General features: G+C 73.6%; 18 protein-coding genes. 13 read left to right on the top strand and 5 right to left on the bottom strand.

What is annotated here, in order from left to right; genetic code table 11:
• The first annotated feature begins 36 nt into the window (after positions 1–36).
• Entirely contained in the window at positions 37–1398 is a 1362-nt protein-coding gene (locus EIZ62_RS05235) for an NAD(P)/FAD-dependent oxidoreductase (RefSeq protein WP_244376122.1), read from the top strand.
• Position 1399: 1 nt separating this feature from the next.
• Positions 1400–3262, top strand: coding sequence for a transketolase (locus tag EIZ62_RS05230; protein WP_156691542.1), 1863 nt, complete (start codon positions 1400–1402; stop codon positions 3260–3262).
• Positions 3263–3370: 108 nt separating this feature from the next.
• Here EIZ62_RS05230 and EIZ62_RS05225 read toward each other — a convergent pair whose 3' ends face one another.
• Positions 3371–3946 carry a GNAT family N-acetyltransferase gene (locus EIZ62_RS05225; protein WP_156691541.1) on the bottom strand — a complete coding sequence of 192 codons (576 nt, stop codon included), beginning with the start codon at positions 3944–3946 and terminating at the stop codon, positions 3371–3373.
• Between the two features lie 83 nt (positions 3947–4029).
• Here EIZ62_RS05225 and ligD point away from each other — a divergent pair, with 83 nt between their 5' ends.
• From ligD to EIZ62_RS05175, 10 genes are all read left to right on the top strand, one after another.
• Positions 4030–4941: a non-homologous end-joining DNA ligase gene (gene ligD / locus EIZ62_RS05220; protein WP_156691540.1), complete on the top strand. Its 912-nt coding sequence runs from the start codon at positions 4030–4032 to the stop codon at positions 4939–4941.
• Between the two features lie 66 nt (positions 4942–5007).
• Positions 5008–5349, top strand: coding sequence for a gas vesicle protein GvpO (locus tag EIZ62_RS05215; protein WP_156691539.1), 342 nt, complete (start codon positions 5008–5010; stop codon positions 5347–5349).
• A 19-nt stretch (positions 5350–5368) separates the two neighbouring features.
• Positions 5369–5779: a gas vesicle structural protein GvpA gene (locus EIZ62_RS05210; RefSeq protein ID WP_156691538.1), complete on the top strand. Its 411-nt coding sequence runs from the start codon at positions 5369–5371 to the stop codon at positions 5777–5779.
• Complete coding sequence (locus EIZ62_RS05205; protein WP_156691537.1) at positions 5776–6492, top strand: GvpL/GvpF family gas vesicle protein; 717 nt, start codon at positions 5776–5778, stop codon at positions 6490–6492. Before EIZ62_RS05210 ends, EIZ62_RS05205 begins: the two co-directional genes overlap by 4 nt.
• A gap of 87 nt (positions 6493–6579) precedes the next feature.
• Positions 6580–6816, top strand: a complete 237-nt coding sequence (locus EIZ62_RS05200) for a gas vesicle protein GvpG (protein WP_156691536.1) — start codon at positions 6580–6582, stop codon at positions 6814–6816.
• On the top strand, positions 6813–7139 hold the full coding sequence (locus EIZ62_RS05195) for a gas vesicle protein (RefSeq protein ID WP_156691535.1): 327 nt from the start codon (positions 6813–6815) through the stop codon (positions 7137–7139). Before EIZ62_RS05200 ends, EIZ62_RS05195 begins: the two co-directional genes overlap by 4 nt.
• Positions 7136–7921, top strand: coding sequence for a GvpL/GvpF family gas vesicle protein (locus EIZ62_RS05190; RefSeq protein ID WP_156691534.1), 786 nt, complete (start codon positions 7136–7138; stop codon positions 7919–7921). Before EIZ62_RS05195 ends, EIZ62_RS05190 begins: the two co-directional genes overlap by 4 nt.
• A complete protein-coding gene (locus tag EIZ62_RS32915) occupies positions 7918–8127 on the top strand; it encodes a gas vesicle protein (RefSeq protein ID WP_156691533.1) in 210 nt (69 codons plus the stop codon). Before EIZ62_RS05190 ends, EIZ62_RS32915 begins: the two co-directional genes overlap by 4 nt.
• Positions 8124–8399, top strand: coding sequence for a gas vesicle protein K (locus EIZ62_RS05180; protein ID WP_156691532.1), 276 nt, complete (start codon positions 8124–8126; stop codon positions 8397–8399). Before EIZ62_RS32915 ends, EIZ62_RS05180 begins: the two co-directional genes overlap by 4 nt.
• Positions 8400–8555: 156 nt before the next feature.
• Positions 8556–9314 carry a hypothetical protein gene (locus EIZ62_RS05175; protein WP_156691531.1) on the top strand — a complete coding sequence of 253 codons (759 nt, stop codon included), beginning with the start codon at positions 8556–8558 and terminating at the stop codon, positions 9312–9314.
• A gap of 41 nt (positions 9315–9355) precedes the next feature.
• Here EIZ62_RS05175 and EIZ62_RS05170 read toward each other — a convergent pair whose 3' ends face one another.
• Positions 9356–10864: a bifunctional phosphatase PAP2/diacylglycerol kinase family protein gene (locus EIZ62_RS05170; RefSeq protein ID WP_156691530.1), complete on the bottom strand. Its 1509-nt coding sequence runs from the start codon at positions 10862–10864 to the stop codon at positions 9356–9358.
• 202 nt (positions 10865–11066) lie between these two features.
• Between EIZ62_RS05170 and EIZ62_RS05165 the strand changes: the two genes are divergently transcribed.
• On the top strand, positions 11067–11654 hold the full coding sequence (locus EIZ62_RS05165; protein ID WP_244375470.1) for a TIGR03086 family metal-binding protein: 588 nt from the start codon (positions 11067–11069) through the stop codon (positions 11652–11654).
• Positions 11655–11802: 148 nt separating this feature from the next.
• Here EIZ62_RS05165 and EIZ62_RS05160 read toward each other — a convergent pair whose 3' ends face one another.
• The 3 genes from EIZ62_RS05160 to EIZ62_RS05150 all read right to left on the bottom strand — a co-directional run bounded on the left by EIZ62_RS05160 (position 11803) and on the right by EIZ62_RS05150 (position 14673).
• Positions 11803–12348 (bottom strand): type 1 glutamine amidotransferase domain-containing protein, encoded by a 546-nt coding sequence (locus tag EIZ62_RS05160; protein WP_156691529.1) that lies wholly within the window; start codon positions 12346–12348, stop codon positions 11803–11805.
• 50 nt (positions 12349–12398) lie between these two features.
• Positions 12399–12773: a DUF2795 domain-containing protein gene (locus EIZ62_RS05155; RefSeq protein ID WP_156691528.1), complete on the bottom strand. Its 375-nt coding sequence runs from the start codon at positions 12771–12773 to the stop codon at positions 12399–12401.
• A gap of 109 nt (positions 12774–12882) precedes the next feature.
• Entirely contained in the window at positions 12883–14673 is a 1791-nt protein-coding gene (locus EIZ62_RS05150; RefSeq protein WP_156691527.1) for a thiamine pyrophosphate-requiring protein, read from the bottom strand.
• Positions 14674–14939: the final 266 nt, after the last annotated feature.

Genomic DNA, 14939 nt, shown 5'->3' with positions numbered 1-14939 from the left:
CACCAACCCGACGGCTCCCGCGCCCTGCCGCGCGTCGTGATCGTCGGCGCCGGCTTCGCCGGGTACCAGACCGCCCGCCACCTCTCCCGCAGCCTGCGCGGCCGCGCCGAGATCGTGCTGCTGAACCCCACCGACTACTTCCTCTACCTGCCGCTGCTGCCCCAGGTCACCGCCGGAGTGCTGGAGGCGCGCCGGATCACCGTCTCCCTGCCCGGCACCCTCCGCCACGTACGGCTGGTGCTCGGCCAGGCCGACCACGTCGACCTCGACGGGCGCGCCGTCCACTACACCGACCCCGAGGGCACCGAGGGCACCCTCACCTACGACCGGCTGGTCCTCGCCGTCGGCAGCGTCAGCAAGCTGCTGCCCATCCCCGGCGTCGCCGAGAACGCCACCGGCTTCCGCGGCCTGCCCGAGGCGCTCTACCTGCGCGACCACATCACCCGCCAGATCGAACTGGCGTCGGCGGCCGGAAACCCCGCCGAGTGCACCTCGCGCTGCACCTTCGTGGTCGTCGGCGCCGGCTACACCGGTACGGAACTGGCCGCGCACGGCAAGATGTTCACCGACTCCCTCGTCCGCCACCGGCCGTCCTGGCCCCGCGGCGTACGGCCCCGCTGGATGCTCCTCGACGTCGCCGACCGCGTCCTGCCGGGGCTCGACGAGAAGCTGTCCCGCACCGCCGACGAGGTGCTCCGCAGCCGGGGCGTGGACGTGCGCACCAAGACCTCCGTCAAGGAGTCCACGGCCGACGGAGTCCTCCTGGACGACGGCGAGTTCGTCGAGACCCGGTCGCTGATCTGGTGCGTAGGCGTGCGCCCCGACCCGCTCGTCTCCGAGCTGGGCCTGCCCGTCGAGCGCGGCCGCCTCGTCGTGTCCCCGCAGCTCGGCGTCCCCGGCCACCCCGACGTCTTCGCGTGCGGCGACGCCGCGGCCGTACCGGACCTGACCCGGCCCGGCGAGTTCACGCCCATGACGGCGCAGCACGCGTCCCGGCAGGGCAAGGTCGCCGCCCGCAACGTCGCCGCGTCCCTCGGGTACGGCGACGCCGTCCCGTACCGGCACCACGACATGGGTTTCGCCGTCGACCTCGGCGGGGTCAAGGCGGCCGCCAACCCGATGGGCGTGAAGCTGTCCGGGCCGGTCGCCGGAGCGGTGACCCGCGGCTACCACCTGGCCGCCATGCCCGGCAACCGGGTGCGGGTGGCCGCAGACTGGCTGCTGGACGCCGCCCTGCCCCGCCAGGCCGTCCAGCTTGGCCTGCTGCGCTCCTGGCAGGTCCCCCTGGACACCGCCTCGCCCGAACTGGCCCGCATCCCCGCCGGACCCGGCGGCGGGACCGGCCGCACCGGCGCGGCGGACGGCGGCGAATCCGGCCCGGCACACGGCAAGGAGTGACATGCACCACGAAGAACTGACCGCCCTGGCCCAGCAGTTGCGCGTCGACGCCGTACGCGCCGCCGACGCCGCCGGCTCGGGCCACCCCACCTCGTCCATGTCGGCGGCCGACATCGGCGCCGTCCTCCTCGCCCACCACCTGCGGTTCGACTTCGACCGTCCCGAACACCCCGGCAACGACCGGCTCGTCCTCTCCAAGGGACACGCCTCGCCGCTGCTGTACGCCATGTACAAGGCCGCCGGCGCGGTCGACGACGACGAACTGCTCACCTTCCGCGAGCTCGGCAGCCGCCTCGAAGGGCACCCCACGCCCCGGCTCCCTTGGGTGGACGTCGCCACCGGCTCCCTCGGGCAGGGCCTGCCCGTCGGCGTCGGCATCGCCCTCGCAGGCAAGCGCCTCGACGAGGCCCCCTACCGCGTCTACGTCCTGTCCGGCGACAGCGAGATGGCGGAGGGCTCCGTGTGGGAGGCCGCCGAGCACGCCGCGTACAACCACCTCGACAACCTCACCCTGATCATCGACGTCAACCGGCTCGGGCAGCGCGGCCCCACCCGCCACGAACACGACCTGGCCGCCTACGAACGGCGGCTGCACGCCTTCGGCTGGCACACCATCGAGGTCGACGGCCACGACGTCGAAGCCGTCGACCGGGCGCTCGCCGAGGCCCGCTCCACGATCCGGCAGCCCACGGCGATCATCGCCGCCACCCGCAAGGGCCGGGGCGTCGCCGCCGTCGAGGACCTGGAGGGGTTCCACGGCAAGCCCGTCAAGGACGCCGAGGCCGCCGTCGACGAACTGGGCGGCCGGCGCTCCCTGCACGTCGACGTCCAGCGGCCGCCCGAGGTGACCGGCCGCGCGACGGCCGGCACCGGCGACGGCGAGCCGCCCGCGGCCCAGCTGCCGCGCTTCGACATCGGCGACTCGGTCGCCACCCGCACCGCCTACGGCCACGCCCTGGAGGCGCTCGGCTCGGCACGCGCGGACGTCGTCGCGCTGGACGCCGAAGTCAGCGACTCGACCCGCACCGAGTTCTTCGCCAAGGCCCACCCCGACCGGTACTTCGAGTGCTACATCGCCGAACAGCAGCTGGTCGCCGCCGCCGTCGGACTGCAGACGCGCGGCTACGTGCCGTACGCGTCGACCTTCGCCGCCTTCCTCACCCGGGCGCACGACTTCATCCGCATGGCGGCCGTCAGCCGCGCCGGGATCAACCTGATCGGATCGCACGCGGGCGTCGCCATCGGCCAGGACGGGCCCTCCCAGATGGGCCTGGAGGACCTCGCCATGGTCCGCTCGGTGCACGGCAGCACCGTGCTCCACCCGTGCGACGCCAACCAGACCGCCCGGCTGGTGGCCACCATGGCCGACCTCAAGGGCGTCCGCTACCTGCGCACCTCACGCGGCGACATGCCCGTCCTGTACGGGCCCGACGAGACGTTCCCCGTCGGCGGCAGCAAGGTGCTGCGCACCCACGGCGACGACGACCGGGCGACGATCGTCGCGGCCGGGGTCACGGTGCACGAGGCGCTCAAGGCCGCCGACCTGCTCGCCGGCCACGGCATCCCGGTGCGGGTGATCGACCTGTACTCGGTGAAGCCGGTGGACACCGACACGCTGAACGACGCGGCCCGCGCCACCGGATGCCTCCTCACCGTCGAGGACCACCACCCGGAGGGCGGCCTGGGCGACGCGGTCGCCGAGGCCTTCTCCGACGGCCGCCCGGCACCCCGCATGGCGCGCCTCGCGGTGCGGAACATGCCCGCGTCGGCGACCCCGGAGGAGCAGCTGCGCAAGGCCGGCATCGACGCCGAGGCGATCGTGGCGGCCGTACAACTGCTGGTGGAGCAGGTAGTGGCGCCCTGAGCACCGGGCACGCCACCGCGCACGCCCGGCCGCCCCGGGCCCGTACGCCCCCACGGGCGCACGGGCCCGGGGCGCCTCCCCGTCCCCGTCAGTCCGGACCGGTACGCGTCACCCCTGCCCGGCGAGCCACTCCTCCCGGGTCAGGGCGTACTCCACGTCCCCGTGCTCCGATCCCCCGATCACGTCGGGCCACTCCTCGAAGAACGTCCGCACGTGGCGCAGCCCGCACTTCTCCATCACGCGCCGCGACCCCGCGTTGACCGTCATCGTCGTCGCGGTCACCCGCCGCACACTTAGCTCGCGAAACCCCTGGTCGATCAGGGCGAGGGAGCCCTCCGTCGCGTACCCCCGGCCCCACGCCGACCGGCGCAGCCGGTAGCCCAGCTCCACCGTCCCCGCCCCGTCCAGCGGGTCCAGCGAGAACCAGCCCAGCCACCCGCCCGGCGACCCGCCCAGCGAACCGCCCCCCGGCGGTCCCTGTGGCCCGCGCGCCTCCGCCGCCCAGAACCCCGGCCCCCTCAGGCGCCGCAGCGACCCCGACCGCACCTCCTCGCGCGACACCGGACGACCGCCGTTGAGGTACCGCATGACCAGGGGGTCGTTGTCGAGCGCCACCACCTCGTCCAGGTCGTCCTCCGTGACCGTGCGCAGCACCAGCCTGGACGTCCGCAGGAACACACTCATGCCCGGATCGTCGGGCCCCGCGACCCCGCCGCGCAACGGGATTCCCGGCGTGTAGCCGCGGTCCGCCCGGGTACGCGCACACGATGAGTACGAGCAGCACCAGGGCCGTACGAGCCGGCCGCCGGACCGTCGACGTCCACCGCCCCGACAAGGTCCTCTTCCCCGGCGACGGGATCACCAAGGCGGACCTCGCCGACTACTACCGTTCCGTCGCGCCCTTCATGCTGCCGCACCTGCGCGGCCGGCCCCTGATGCTCGAACGGCATCCCGACGGCATCACCGGACCCCGGTTCATGCAGAAGGACACGCCCGACAGTTACCCCGACTGGGTGCACCGCGTCGAGGTCGCCAAGGAGGGCGGCACCGTCACCCACACCGTGTGCGACGACACCGCCACTCTCGTCCACCTCGCCGACCAGGCCTGCGTCACCCTGCACCGCTGGCAGTCGAAGGCCGACCGGCTCCAGTGGCCCGACCGCATGGTGTTCGACCTCGATCCCCCCGAGGACGACTTCGACGCCGTGCGCCGCGCGGCCCACCTCCTCGGCGAACTCCTCGACGCCCTCAAGCTGCCCTCCCACCTGATGACCACCGGCTCCAAGGGCCTGCACGTCATCGTTCCGCTCGACGGGCACAGCGAGTTCGACGACGTACGGGCCTTCGCCCGGGACGTCGCCGAGGCCCTCGCCGCCGCCCACCCCGGCGAACTCACCACCGCGGCACGCAAACAGGCCCGCGGCGACCGCCTCTACCTGGACGTCCAGCGCAACGGCTACGCCCAGACCGCCGTCGCCCCGTACTCCGTACGCGCCAGGCCCGGCGCCCCCGTGGCCACACCGATGCGCTGGGACCAGCTGGACGAGCCGGAGACCCACGCCCGCCGCTGGACCGTCGCCACCGTGCTGGAACAGGCCCGCAGCGCGCCCTGGGACGGTGCCGCGGCCCGCCCGCGCGCCCTCGGCCCGGCCCGCCGGCGCCTCGACGCACTGCGCTGAACCGCACCGACCACAGGCCAAGGGTTTGCGGGCCCGAGTCACGGCAATCCGAAGAGCGAGGCACTCATGGCGAACACATCAGAGAACACCGAGAAGAACACCAGCGCCCGGGCGAACAGCGCCCGGGCACAACAACAGCCCAAGGAACAGTCGCCCGGCCCCATGCAGGTACTGCGGGGGGCATGCGCACAGCTCGCCGAACTCACCGGTATGGAAGCCGAGTCGGTGTCGTCCTTCGAACGTACCGAGGACGGCTGGAGTCTGCACGTCGAGGTGCTCGAACTGGCCCGTGTCCCCGACACGATGAGCCTGCTCGCCTCGTACGAGGTCGAACTCGACGCGAACGGCGAGCTCAGTGGCTACCGGAGGATCCGCCGCTACGAGCGCGGCAGGTCGGACCGTTCCTAGGGGAGGGAGGCACCCCACCATGACCGTAGTTCCGGCACAGCAGAGCGGCGGCGGCAGCAGTGGCCTGTACGACGTCCTCGAACTCGTCCTGGACCGCGGACTCGTCATCGACGCGTTCGTCCGCGTGTCCCTGGTCGGCATCGAGATTCTGAAGATCGACGTCCGGGTCGTCGTCGCCAGCGTCGACACCTATCTCCGCTTCGCCGAAGCCTGTAACCGCCTCGACCTCGAGGCCGGCCCCCGCAAGAACCCCGGACTGCCCGACCTGGTCGGTGAGATGACCGAGTCCGGCGCCCGCGGCAAGTCCAAGGGCGCCCTGTCCGGCGCGGCCGAAACCATCTCGGACGCCCTCAAGGGCTCGTCCGACAGCTCGACCAGCCGCTCCACCAGCCGCTCGTCGTCGTCCCGCAAGAAGGAGGAGCAGGAGTGAGCACGTACGTCTACGGAATCGCGCGGAGCTCACACCCCGGACTCCCCGAGAAGATGGGCGGCATCGGCGACCCACCACAGCCCGTCCGCGTCCTCAAGCACGGCGCGCTCGCGGTGCTCGTCAGCGACGCGCCCGACGACCTCAGGCCCAAGCGGCGGGACCTGATGGCCCACCAGAACGTCCTCGCGGAGGCCGGCGCGGCCGGCGCTGTCCTGCCGATGCGGTTCGGCGGCGTCTCGCCCGACGACGACGCGGTCGTCGCCGTCCTCGGCGAACGCGAGGAGCACTACCTGGAGCGGCTGCGCGCCCTCGACGACAAGGTCGAGTACAACGTGAAGGCCAGCCACGACGAGGAAGCCGTCCTGCACCAGGTGCTCGCCGACAACGCCGAACTGCGGGCGCTCAGCGAGGCCAACCGCGCGGCGGGCGGCGGCACCTACGAACAGAAGCTCGCCCTCGGCGAGCGCGTGGCCGCCGCGGTCCAGCAGCGGGAGGCGAGCGACGCGGTCGTCGTCCAGCAGGCGCTGGAGAGCGAGGCCGCGGACCTGCGCCCCGGCCCCGAGAGCGGCGCCTGGCTGGCAAACATCTCGTTCCTCGTGGAGCGCGACCGCGCCGACGGCTTCGTCGCCGCCGTGGACAAGCTGCAGCAGGCGCACCCCCACCTGGTCGTCCAGGTGAACGGGCCGCTGCCGCCGTACAGCTTCGTCGAGTAGGAACCGCACCGACAGCGCGGGAACGAACGGCGCCGGGAACGAAGGGCGCCGGGAGGACCGGCGCGGGAACGAACGAAGGGACCGAGCATGGGCCTGCTGGGAGAACTGCTGCTCCTGCCGGCGGCGCCCCTGCGCGGCACCGCCTGGGTGCTGCGCCAGGTGGTGGCGGAGGCCGAGCGGCAGTACTACGACCCCGCCGCCGTACAACGCGAACTCGCCCGCCTCAACGAACGGCTGGAGGCGGGCGAGATCGACGAAGAGGAATTCGACCGCCGGGAGGACGAGCTCCTCGACCGCCTGGAGAAGGGCCCGAGAACGACATGACCACCCCACGCCCCACCGGCGGCCTGCCCCCCAGCCCGTACGCCTCGGACGGAAGCAGCGCCAACCTCGCCGACATCCTGGAACGCGTCCTCGACAAGGGCGTCGTCATCGCCGGCGACATCAAGATCAACCTGCTGGATATCGAGCTGCTGACCATCAAGCTGCGTCTCGTCGTCGCCTCCGTCGACCGCGCCAAGGAGATGGGCATCGACTGGTGGGAGAGCGACCCGGCGCTCTCCTCCCGCGCCCGGGGCAGCGAACTGGCCCGCGAGAACGCCGAGCTACAGCGCCGGATCGCCGAGCTGGAGGGACGCACCGCATGAGCACCGACCGGCTGCGTTACGTCTACGCCGTCACCCGCCCCTTCGACGGCGTCCTGCCCGAGGGCGCCCACGGCATCGACGGCGAACCGCCCCACCTGCTGCGCCACGGCGACCTGGTCGCCGTCACCGGCGCCGTCCCGGCCGGGGAGTTCGACGAGGCGCCGCTGCGCGCCCGGCTGGAGGACCTGGACTGGCTGGCCGCCACCGCGCGCGCCCACGACGCCGTCGTCGCCGCCCTGTCCACCGTGACCTGCCCGCTCCCGCTACGGCTCGCGACCGTCTGCCGGGACGACAGCGGCGTACGACGCCTGCTGGAGGACGGCCACGACCGCTTCGTACGGGCCCTCGCACGGCTCGACGGGCGGGTCGAGTGGGGCGTCAAGGTGTACGCGGAACCCGGAGCCGCCGAAGAGGCCGAGCCCGCCGCGCCGGAACCCGGCGCGAGCGGCCGGGACTACCTGCGCCGCCGGCTGAACGCCCGCCGCAGCCGCGAGGGCGACTGGCAGCGCGCCGACGCCCTGAGCCGCCGGCTGCACGGCGAACTGTCCCGCCACGCCGAGGCCGGCACCGTCCACCGCCCCCAGGACACCCGGCTTTCCAACGCCCCGGGCGTCAACGTGCTCAACGCCGCCTACCTGGTGGACCGCGCCCGCAGCCCGGAGTTCGTCCAGCTGGTCGAAGCGGTCTCCGAACCGGGCGTACGCGTCGAGCTCACCGGGCCCTGGGCCCCCTACTCCTTCGCCGGCATCGCGGACGAGGCCCCGCGGGAGGCCGCCCGATGACGGTCGTCGAACCCCTCGCCGAGCGGCGCATCGCCCTGGTCGACCTGCTGGACCGGCTGCTCGCCGGCGGCGTGGTCATCTCGGGCGACCTCACGCTGCGGATCGCCGACGTCGACCTCGTACGCGTCGACCTCAAGGCCCTCATCAGCTCGGTGAACGAAGACGTCCCCTCGCCCTGGGACCCGCGCGGGGAGGTGCGCCCGTGACCGCGTCGAGCCGCAAGGTGGAACTCGACCCCGACACCGTCGAGCGCGACCTGGCCCGCCTCGTCCTGACCGTCGTGGAACTGCTGCGGCAGCTGATGGAACGCCAGGCCCTGCGCCGCGTCGAGGGCGGCGACCTCACCGAGGAGCAGGAGGAGCGGATCGGGATGACCCTGATGCTCCTGGAGGACCGCATGGACCTCCTGCGCACCCGGTTCGGGCTCGAACCGGAGGACCTCAACCTCGACCTCGGGCCGCTCGGCCCCCTGCTGTAGGGCGCCGCCCCCCGACGGCGCCGCTACGGGGACCGGGGGAACTTCACGCGCGTCGCCCCCGGAACCCCGCGCCCCGGCGACCGGATCAGCCGATCATCACCTCCGTGGCCGCCAGTACCGCCGCACGGCCGCCGGCGATGAGGGAAAGGCTCGGACATGCCCGTCGTCAACACAGCAGGACGCCGCGTGCTCACCGGCGCGGTGTGCGCCGGGCTCCTCCTCGCGGGATGCGCCGCCCCCCGGGCGGCCCACGATCCGGCCGCGGCGGGACGCACCACGGCGACCACCCGGCCGGCGCCCGGGGCACCCGTGCTGACGGCACCCGCCGAGATCCCCGGCCTCGGGCCCGCCACCCGCTCGCGTATCCCGGCCGCCAGCACCCAGGCCCTCGTCGTCAAGGGCGACGGGCCGCACTCCCACCAGTCGACGGCCGTCCTCTACGAACGGGACCCCAAGACCGGGTGGAAGGCCGTCAGCCAGCCCTGGCCCGCCCACAACGCGCTGCGCGGCTGGACGGCCCACCACGTCGCCGGCGACCTGCGCACCCCCATCGGGGTGTTCGCCCTGGGGGACGCCGGCGGCCGCCTGCCCGACCCGGGAACCGCGCTGCCGTACGACCGGAGCGAGGAGTTCAACATGCCCGGCACCGGCTTCCTCGGCGAACCCCTCGAAGGCTCCTTCGACCATGTGGTCGCCATCGACTACAACCGGGTCCCCGGCACGTCACCGCTGAACAAGGTCCGCCCCCTCGGCGCCGGCAAGGGCGGTGGCGTGTGGATCCACGTCGACCACGGCGGACCCACCCGCGCCTGCATCTCGCTCCAGCGGGACGACCTGCGGCAACTGCTGATCGCCCTGGACCCGGCGAAGAAGCCCGTGATCGTCATGGGGGACGTGGGCACCCTCGGCCGCTGAACGCGCCGCCGAGCGCCGCAGGACACGCCGCTGGGCGCCTCTCAGGGGCCGGTCCGGGGGCGGTAGACCGTCAGCGCCTCGTCGTCCTTGTCGACGAGCAGCTCCCGCGGCGCCTGCGTCACCTCACCGTCGAACGCCAGCGACGTCCCCGGCGCGATGCCCGAGACCCGCACCTTGCGCAGCTTCTCGGCCGCGTGCACGGGCGACTTGCTGAGCGGTCCGGCGAGCGCCGCCGCCAGCAGCCGCAGCCCCGGCAGCCGGCCGCCGTGCACCACCCGGACGTCCAGCAGACCGTCGGCGAGGTCGTGGCGGCGGCCCGGGGTCGGCCCCATCCGCCGGTAGACGCAGTTCCCGGCGAACAGCAGCCACATCGGCCGGTGCCGGCCGTGCACCTCCGCCTCCAGCGGGTGCTCACCGCGCAGCACCTTCCAGGCCGCGAGGACCCCGGCGGGCCAGCCGCCGATCCGGGGCGACCAGCGTTCCCGCAGCCGCACCAGCTCGGGGTACACGCCGAGGCTGAACGTGTTGACGAAGTACCCGTGCGCCGCGCCGTCCGGGCCCGGCGTGAACCGGCCCAGGTCGACGCGGACCGCGTCGCCCTCCGCCAGTGCGCGACACGTGTCGTGCACCGACTCGATGCCGAGGTCGTACGCGAAGTGGTTGAGCGTGCCGCCCGGGAACACCGCGAGCGGCAGGCCGTACCGGGCGGCCACCGCCGCGGCCCGGTTGACGGTCCCGTCGCCGCCCAGGACGCCCAGCGCCCGGCACCGCCCGGACGCGGCGGCCTTCTCCATCGCCTGGCCCGCGTCCTCCGGCTCGCACTCCAGCACCTCCGCGCGCGGCAGGGCGTCCCGCACCAGCGCGGCCTGGTCCGCCGAGCCCGACCCCCGGTTGGCCACGACCACCAGGTCGGCGCCGCCCGGCAGCGCGGGCGCGTCGGCGTGCGGGCGGCCCGGGGCGGGCAGCTGCGACCGGGTCGGGACGATCCCCCGCACGGCGAAGGCGGCGCCCACTCCGAGCGCCGCACCGGCGAGGACGTCGCCCGGGTAGTGCACGCCCGTGTAGACGCGGGACAGCGCCACGGCGGCCGCGACCGGCGCCACGGCCGCGCCCCAGCCCCTGGACTCCAGGAACACGCCCGTCGCGAAGGCGGCGGCGGAGGCCGAGTGCCCGGACGGGAACGACGTGGTGAACGGCTGCTTCTTCAGCTGCCGCACCATCGGCACGGCGTCCCGCACCGGCCGGGCCCGGCGCACGGACCGCTTGCCAATCGTGTTGATGGCCGCCGACGCCAGCGCCAGGGACGCCACACCGCGCACCGCCGCCCGCCGCGACCGGGCGCCGCGCCCGAGGACGGCGATACCGGCCGCCGTGCCGAACCACAGCAGTCCGTGGTTCGCCGCGTGGCTCAGCCGGGGCAGCACCGCGTCGCCACCGGGCCAGTGCCGGGTGGCGACGCGGTGGAAGACCTCACGGTCCCAGGCGCTGAGCCGGGTGGTCACCCGGTCACGGACGGTATCGACGGGCTGCGTGGCGGAGGAATCGGACATGACCCGCGCGTACCCCGTCGGCCGCCCGCCCAAGCGCACCGCTGCGCCGGCCGGCGGGGGAGGGCCGGGGCCGGGATCCGGTGGTGAGGCGGTGTACCCGGTGCCCCGTGGGCCACACAGGTCACCCGCCTGGCGATCGCTCCCGGGTCCGGGAAGAGTGGACCGGGTGACGACAGCAGTGGATCCCCGGAGGTGACCCGCGGTGCCGAACCCCCATGTGCCCAGCACCCTCCTCGCCCGGCACGGCGAGGCGCTCGACTTCTTCGGCGAGCGGGTGCACGCCGTCCGCCCCGACCAGTGGGACGCCCCGACGCCCTGCACCGACTGGTCGGTCCGCGACCTGGTCAACCACCTCACCGGCGAGCAGCTGTGGGTGGTTCCGCTGGTCCGCGAGCGGCGCACCCTCGCGGAGATCGGTGACGCCTTCGAGGGTGACGTCCTGGGCGACGACCCGGTGGCCGTCTGGGACCGGGCGGCGGTGGAGTCGCGGGAGGCGTTCCTGGACAAGGGCGCCCTGGACCGCACGGTGCACCTCTCGTCCGGCCCGTCGCAGGCCACCGCGTACTGCGCGCAGATGATCGCCGACCTGGTGGTCCACGCCTGGGACCTGTCCCGGGCGATCGGCGCGGACGAGCGGCTGCCGCCGGAGCTGGTCGCCTTCACCGTGCGGGAGGTGTCGCCGTACGCGGACAGCCTGGCCGGCAGCGGCCTGTTCGCCCCTCGGGTGGAGGTGCCGGACGACGCCGACGAGCAGACGAAGCTGCTGGCGATGGTGGGCCGCGAGGCCTGACGGGCCGCCGGCCGGGTCGCGGACTCCCCGACCCGGCCGACCGGGCCTGACGGTCGCACGCCCGGCGAGGACGGTCGCACGCACGGCGAGGCTCCTCGTCCGCCGCGCGGGACGAGGAGCCGGACCAGGTGGGGAGCCCCGGCGGGGGTCAGCCGCCCGAGACCTTGGCGAACTCCGCCGTGAACGCGTCGCAGAACGCCTTGAGGTCGTCCGGCTTGCGACTGGTGATCAGGGTGGCGGGGCGCGCCGAGCAGACCTTGACCTGCTCGTCCACCCACTCACCACCGGCGTTGCGGATGTCGGTCCGCAGGCTCGGCCAGGACGTGAGCGTACGGCCGCGCACCACGTCGGCCTCCACCAGCGTCCACGGTCCGTGGCAGATCGACGCCACCGGCTTGCCCGCCTCGAAGAAGTCCCGCACGAAGGCGACGGCCTTCTCGTCCATCCGCAGGAAGTCCGGGTTGGCGACACCGCCGGGCAGGACCAGGCCCCCGTAGTCCCCGGCCGAGGCGTCGGCGACGGTCCGGTCCACGGGGAAGGTGTCGGCCTTGTCGAGGTGGTGGAACGCCTGGATCTCGCCCGGCTCCGTCGAGACGAGCACGGGAGTGTCACCGGCGTCCTTCACCGCCTGCCACGGGTCGGTGAGCTCTACCTGTTCGACGCCCTCGGGCGCCACGAGAAACGCGATCTGCACAGTGGTTCCTTTCTGGGTCGACGTCTGACGAGCGGTTCCGTCGTGCCACGTCACGCCGGGTGCGGGGGCCGCTCCAGCGCCACGGCCACGTCCTGAACGCTGCGGTAGGTGTGGTCGCCGGGCAGTGCCGCCACCCGCTCCAGGAGCGGGTCGGGCGCGTGCCGCTCCCGCAGGATCCGCAGCAGGTCGCGCCGGTGCGCCGGGAACGGGGTGCGGGCCAGGTGCCGGCCCAGCTCCAGGCGCAGTGCCTCGAACGGGGCGGTGTGGACCCGGGGCGGGGCGAGCTCCGGATCGTCCTCGGCAACCGGCTCCGGGTCGTGCCACTCCTCGGTCCTCGTCGGGTGGCCGGACCTGAGCAGCCCCTTGAGCTGGTGCTTCATCTCGTCGTCCTGACGGCGGCTGAGCCGGTCGCTGCCACGCTGCATGGCGCCCTCCACGGTGTTGCGTTTGCGGTCGCCGGGCGGGTACCCGGCGCGGCCGGGGCAAACCCGGCGATCGCCGCGGGCACCGTCACGACTTCCGTCACGACCTCCGTCACGCCTTCCGGCCCGGCAGGAACTCCTGCACCTTCGCCTTCAGCCCCTGCCGGACCACCGCGCCACGGTCGGCGTCGCCCTTCGCGAGGGCGGCGACGGTCGACTCCATCTGCTGCCACGTCGCGTGCGGCGGGATCGGCGGTACGGAGGGGTCAGTGACGAACTCGACGACCGCCGGACCGTCCGCGGCGAGCGCCATCCGCCAGGCGCTCTCCACGTCCTCCGGCTTCTCCACCCGCAGGCCCGTCAGCCCGATCGACTCGGCGAACAGCGCGTACGGGACGTCCGGCAGCTCCTGCGACGGCAGGAACGACGGGGCGTCGCCCATGGCGCGCAGCTCCCACGTCACCTGGTTGAGGTCCCGGTTGTTCCACACGCCGATCACCAGCCGGGGGTCGTCCCACTGGTGCCGGTACTTCGCGGCCGTGATCAGCTCGGCCAGCCCGTTCATCTGCATCGCCCCGTCGCCGACGAGCGCCACCACCGGCCGGTCCGGGTGCGCGAACTTGGCGCCGATCGCGTACGGCACCCCGCAGCCCATCGTCGCCAGCGTCCCGGACAGCGAGCCGCGCATGTCGCCGCGCATCGTGATGTGCCGCGCGTACCAGTTGGCGACCGAACCGGAGTCACACGTCAGCAGCGTGCGGTCCGGCAGCAGCGGCGACAGGGCCCGCGCCACGTGCTCGGGGTTCACCAGGTCGCTGCTCACCGCCGCGCGGCGCGCCATGACCTCCTCCCAGCGCCGCACCGACTTCTCGGTCTTCTCCCGCCACCCGCGCTTGCGGTTCCGCCGCAACAGCGGGATCAGCCGGCGCAGTGTGGCGCGCGCGTCGCCGATGAGGTTCACCTCGTACGGGTAGCGCAGGCCGGCCATGTGCGGGTCGAGGTCGATCTGCACCGCCCGGGCCTGCCCGTACTCCGGCAGGAACTGGCTGTACGGGAAGCTGGAGCCGATCGTCAGCAGCGTGTCGCACCCCTGCATCAGCTCCCACGACGGGCGGGTGCCCAGCAGGCCGATCGACCCGGTGACGAAGGGCAGTTCGTCGGAGAGGGCGTCCTTTCCGAGCAGAGCCTTGGCGACCCCAGCGCCGAGCAGGTCGGCGACCTCCTCCACCTCCGCGCGGGCCCCCGCCGCGCCCTGGCCGATCAGGAGGGCGGGCTTCTCGCCGGAGTTGAGCACCTCGGCGGCCCGTTCCAGGGCGTCGTCGGCGGGGAACGCGGTCCAGGCGCTGCGGTCCAGGCTGGAGGGCACCATCTTGAAGTCGTGCGTGGGCGGGGTGTATTCGAGCTCCTGCACATCGCCCGGCACGATCACCACCGTCGGGCAGCGGCGCGCGTAGGCGGTGCGGATCGCCCGGTCCAGGACGTTCGGCAGCTGCTCGGGGACGTTCACCGTGGCGATGAACTCGGAGGCGACGTCCTTGAACAGCGAGTGGAGATCCACTTCCTGCTGGTACGAGCCGCCCATCGCGCTGCGGGCGGTCTGGCCCACGATCGCCACCACCGGCACGTGGTCGAGCTTCGCGTCGTACAGGCCGTTCAGCAGGTGGATCGCGCCCGGCCCTGAGGTCGCCACGCACACACCGAGGCGGTTCCCGAACTTGGCGTACCCGACCGCCTGGAACGCGGCCATCTCCTCGTGCCGGGCCTGGATGAAACGGGGCTGGTTCTCGGCCCGCCCCCAGGCGGCGATCAGCCCGTTGATCCCGTCACCCGGATAGCCGAACACGCACTCGACGTTCCAGTCGCGCAACCGCGCGAGTATCCGGTCGGCCACATCCTCGCTCATCAGCGGTCCTCCTGGGCTCTCACCCGTCGTCTGCCTGCCTCTTACCGGCCGGTAACGCGCTGGGCGTTCCGGCCGTACGGGCCCGGGTACCGCGCCCCCGAGGGGCGAAAACGCGCGGAGGCGGCCAGCATGGAGGAAGGAGTTTGCCGGGGTCGGCCCCGGGCAGGCGCATCTCGTGCTTCGGACCGGAGGCACGTCCGTGGGAGCGGCGAACCGTTCCGGGCGTGTCCTGTGCCCGGGGAAAGGAGCTCTCCTCGGGGTGACAG

The organism is Streptomyces ficellus (assembly GCF_009739905.1).
Lineage (GTDB): Bacteria > Actinomycetota > Actinomycetes > Streptomycetales > Streptomycetaceae > Streptomyces > Streptomyces ficellus_A.
Note: the sequence above shows the minus strand (reverse complement) of the source record. Positions and strands in the feature narration are given on the sequence as shown.